General features: G+C 65.9%; 4 protein-coding genes. All 4 read left to right on the top strand.

The window, feature by feature from the left end; genetic code table 11:
* The coding region (locus EOD07_RS38170) for a hypothetical protein (protein WP_206519523.1) at nucleotides 1-271 on the top strand (271 nt) is incomplete at its 5' end.
* Nucleotides 272-319: 48 nt separating this feature from the next.
* Complete coding sequence (locus EOD07_RS22290) at nucleotides 320-1,573, top strand: sarcosine oxidase subunit beta (RefSeq protein ID WP_040990174.1); 1,254 nt, start codon at nucleotides 320-322, stop codon at nucleotides 1,571-1,573.
* Nucleotides 1,574-1,645: 72 nt separating this feature from the next.
* Nucleotides 1,646-1,942, top strand: coding sequence for a sarcosine oxidase subunit delta (locus tag EOD07_RS22285; RefSeq protein ID WP_040997306.1), 297 nt, complete (start codon nucleotides 1,646-1,648; stop codon nucleotides 1,940-1,942).
* Nucleotides 1,939-4,920, top strand: a 2,982-nt coding sequence (locus EOD07_RS22280; RefSeq protein ID WP_164772425.1) for a sarcosine oxidase subunit alpha, incomplete at its 3' end; no start/stop codon positions are given. The genes EOD07_RS22285 and EOD07_RS22280, both read left to right, overlap by 4 nt.

Raw genomic sequence — 4,920 nt, 5'->3', positions numbered from 1 at the left:
GCCCGGCAGTGGCGCGGCCGATGCCGGAACTTGCGCCGGTGATGATGGCGACCTTGTTTGTCAGGGTGAACATGTCCTTGCATCCTTCCTTTGTGCCGGGCTTGCCCGGCGGTTGGATGCTTGGGTCGCAAATCGGCATGAATGCAGCCACCCGAAAGCTGCCTTGCCATCGGCGCGCGGTCATTACGCGGCACTGGCGCAAAACGGCAAGCGCCGTCGCAATCAGCGCAAGGATGACATCGCGATTTCGCTAGTGATACACCTCGCGTGACGGGAGAGGCCCGGACCATATCCGCGATTTTTTGGCGCGAGGCTTAACGTGAAGAAATACTCGGTATTCGCCATTGCCCGCGAGGCGATGCGCGGCCACAAGGGCTGGGAAGAGCAGTGGACCTCGCCCGAGCCGAAGAAGGAATATGACGTCATCATCGTCGGCGCCGGCGGTCACGGCCTGGCGACGGCCTACTATCTGGCGAGCGAGCACGGCATCACCAACATCGCGGTGCTGGAAAAGGGCTGGCTGGGCGGCGGCAACACCGGCCGCAACACCACCATCATCCGTTCCAACTACCTCTATGACGAAAGCGCCGGTATCTACGACCATGCGCTGAAGCTGTGGGATGGGCTCTCCCAGGAGCTCAACTACAACGTCATGTATTCGGCGCGCGGCGTGATGATGCTGGCGCACAATGTGCACGACGTGCAGGTCTTCAAGCGCCATATCCATGCCAACCGCCTCAACGGCATCGACAATGAATGGCTGACGCCCGAAGAGGCGAAGGCTTTCTGCCCGCCGCTCAACATCTCCAAGGAGGCGCGCTATCCGGTGATGGGCGCGGCGTTGCAGCGGCGAGGCGGCACGGCGCGCCACGATGCGGTGGCCTGGGGCTATGCGCGCGGCGCTTCGGCGCGCGGCGTGCACATCATCCAGAATTGCGAGGTCACAGGCATCAAGCGGGCGGCCAATGGCGCGGTCAGCGGCGTCGAGACGACGCGCGGCTTCATCGGCGCCAAGAAGGTCGGCGTGGTCGCGGCCGGCCACTCCTCCGTCATCATGAACATGGCCGGCGTGCGCATGCCGCTCGAGAGCTACCCGCTGCAGGCGCTGGTATCGGAGCCGATCAAGCCGGTGGTGCCCTGCGTCGTGATGTCGAACACCGTGCACGCCTATATCTCGCAGTCGGACAAGGGCGAGCTGGTCATCGGCGCCGGCACCGACCAGTATGTCTCCTATTCGCAGACCGGCGGCCTGCACATCTTGCAGCACACGCTCGACGCCATCTGCGAGATGTTCCCGATCTTCACGCGCATGAAGATGCTGCGCTCCTGGGGCGGCATCGTCGACGTGACCCCCGACCGTTCGCCGATCCTGGCGAAGACGCCGGTCAAGGGGCTCTACGTCAATTGCGGCTGGGGCACGGGCGGTTTCAAGGCGACGCCAGGCTCGGGCAATGTCTTCGCGCACACGATCGCGAAGGACGAGCCGCACCCGATCAACGCGCCCTTCACGCTGGAGCGCTTCCGCACGGGGCGTCTCATCGACGAGGCCGCCGCGGCGGCGGTGGCGCATTGATGACGGCTCAGCCGATTTGCTTTCACCCGGCCGGCGCGTGCGCCGGTCACGGCAAGTTTTAGGATCACCCAGATGCTTCTCATCCGCTGCCCCTATTGCGAGGAAGAGCGCCCGGAACTCGAATTCCGCAATGCCGGCGAGGCGCATATCGCGCGCCCGACCAACATTGCCGCCGAGAGCGACGACGATTTCGAGAAATTCTTCTTCATCCGCGCGAACCCCAAGGGCGTCATCTATGAGCGCTGGCGGCACATCCACGGCTGCGCGCGCTTCTTCAACGCGGTTCGCGATACCGTCACCGACAAGTTCGTCATGACCTACAAGGCCGGCGAGCCAAAGCCCGCGAAGCTGCCTGGAGCCTCGAAATGAACGCCGCCTTCCGTATCTCCGGCGCCGGTCGCCTCAGCCAGGCGAAGACCGCTGCGTTCAGCTTCGACGACAAGCCCTACACCGGCATCGCGGGCGATACGCTTGCCTCGGCGCTGCTTGCCAATGGCGTGCATCTGGTCGGCCGCTCCTTCAAATACCACCGTCCCCGCGGCTTCCTGTCGGCCGGCGCGGAAGAGCCCAACGCGCTGGTGCAGATCGTGCGCGACGATGCGCGCAAGACGCCGAATGTGCGGGCGACCGTGCAGGAGCTCTATGACGGGCTGACGGCCAATTCGCAGAACCGCTGGCCGTCGCTCGCCTTCGACGTCGGCGCGGTCAACGACATCGCATCGCCGATGTTCTCGGCCGGTTTCTACTACAAGACCTTCATGTGGCCGAAATGGGCCTGGAAGGATCTCTACGAGCCGAAGATCCGCGCTGCCGCGGGCCTCGGCGTTTCGCCCGAGAAGCCGGACCCGGACCATTATGCCTCCCGCTACGCGCATTGCGAGGTGCTGGTGCTGGGCGGCGGCGCCGCCGGCATCGCCGCCGCCCTTGCCGCGGCCGAAACAGGCGTGCGGGTGATCATCGCCGACGAGCAGGCCGAGTTCGGCGGCAGCCTGCGCTTCGAGAGCGGCGCCAGGATCGATAGCCAGGACGGCTACGCATGGGCGCAAGCCGCGATCGCCAGGCTCAAGGCGATGGACAATGTGCGCGTGCTCTCCCGCACCACCGCCTTCGGCTATTACGCGCAGAATTTCGTCGGCCTGGTCGAGCGGGTCAGCGACCATCTCAAGAACCCGGGCCGGGAACTCGCGCGCGAGCGCCTGTGGCAGGTCCGCGCCGGCCGTGTCGTGATCGCAACCGGCGCCATCGAGCGCCACATGGTCTTCGCCAACAACGACCGTCCGGGCGTGATGCTGGCTTCGGCGGCGCGCACCTACCTCAACCACTACGGCGTGGCCGTCGGCAGGAATGTCGGCGTCTATACGGCCAATGATTCCGCCTATGCCGCGGCGATCGACCTCAAGAAGGCCGGCGTCAATATCGCCGCCATCGTCGACCTGCGGGACAACCCGTCGGGACCGGTGATCGATGAGGCGAGGGCGCTCGGCATCGAGATCAATTTCGGCCGCGCGGTGGTGAGCGCCGGCGGCAAATTGCGTGTGTCGTCGATGACCGTGCAGCCGAAGAATGGCGGCGGCGGCCGCACTATTCCCGTCGACGCGATCCTGATGTCGGCCGGCTGGACGCCGTCGGTACACCTGTTTTCGCAGTCGCGCGGCAAGGTCGCCTTCAACGACGAGACCAGGCGCTTCGTGCCCGGCACCTATGCGCAGGATTGCGTCTCGGTCGGCGCCTGCAACGGCACGGACGGGTTGGACGCGACGATCGACGAGGCCTATGCGGCCGGCGCCAAGGCGGCGAAGGAGGCCGGCGGCAAGGTTGGCAAGGCCGCCAAGCCGAAGGTTGACGCCGGCGAGAGCTGGTCGCGCGGCATGCTGGGTGCTGGGCCCGGCGCGGGGCCGGGCACGACGGTGAAGGCCTTCGTCGATTTCCAGAACGACGTCACCGCCAAGGATATCCGCCAGGCGGTGCATGAAGGCATGCACTCCATCGAGCACGTCAAGCGCTTCACCACCAACGGCATGGCGACCGACCAGGGCAAGACGTCGAACATGCATGGCCTGGCGATCGCCGCCGAGGAGCTCGGCAAGCCGATCCCCCAGGTCGGCCTCACCACGTTCCGCGCGCCCTATACGCCGGTGACCTTCGGCTCGATCGTCGGCCACGCGCGGGGCGCGCTGTTCGATCCGACCCGGCGCACGGCGACGCATGGCTGGGCGGCACGCCAAGGTGCGGTGTTCGAGGATGTCGGCCACTGGAAGCGCGCCTGGTATTTCCCCAAGGCGGGCGAGGACATGCATGCCGCCGTCAACCGCGAATGCGTGACGGTGCGCAAGGTCGGCGGGCTGTTCGACGCCTCGACGCTCGGCAAGATCGAGGTGGTCGGGCCGGACGCGGCGAAATTCATGGAACTGCTCTACACCAACCCTTGGGAGAAGCTGGAGTCGGGGCGTTGCCGCTACGGTATCATGCTGCGCGAGGACGGCTTCATCTATGACGATGGCGTCGTCGGCCGGCTGGCGCCTGACCGCTTCCACGTGACGACGACGACCGGCGGCGCGCCGCGCGTCATGAACCACATGGAGGATTACCTCCAGACCGAATTCCCGCATCTCAACGTCTGGCTGACCTCGATCACCGAACAATGGGCGGTGATCGCGGTGCAGGGGCCGAAGTCGCGGGATATCATCGCGCCGCTGGTCGAAGGCATCGACATGTCGGACGAGGCGATGCCGCATATGTCGGTGCGCGAGGGCAAGATCTGCGGCGTGCCGACGAGGCTGTTCCGCATGTCCTTCACCGGCGAGCGCGGTTTCGAAGTCAACGTGCCGGCCGATTACGGCGAGGCGGTGTGGGAAGCGCTGTGGGCCGAAGGCCAGAAGCATGGTGCGACCGCCTACGGCACCGAGACGATGCACGTGCTGCGCGCCGAGAAGGGCTACATCATCGTCGGCCAGGACACCGACGGCACGGTGACGCCGAACGATGCCGGGCTCGACTGGGCGGTCGGCAAGAAGAAGACCGACTTCGTCGGTATCCGCGGACTGACCCGTCCGGACTTGGTGGCCAAAGGCCGCAAGCAGCTTGTCGGCCTGAAAACCAAGGACCCGAAGGTCGTGCTGGAAGAGGGCGCGCAGATCGTCGCCGATCCGAAGCAGCCGATCCCGATGAAGATGATCGGCCACGTCACCTCCAGCTACTGGTCGGAGAATTGCGGCCGCTCGATCGCCTTGGCGCTGGTCGCCGGCGGCCGCGACCGCATGGGCCAGACGCTCTATGTGCCGATGCCGAACGGCACGATCGAGGTGGAAGTCACCGGCATGGTGTTCGTCGACGAGAAGGGAGAGCGC

The organism is Mesorhizobium sp. M2C.T.Ca.TU.002.02.1.1 (assembly GCF_003997225.1).
Note: the sequence above shows the minus strand (reverse complement) of the source record. Positions and strands in the feature narration are given on the sequence as shown.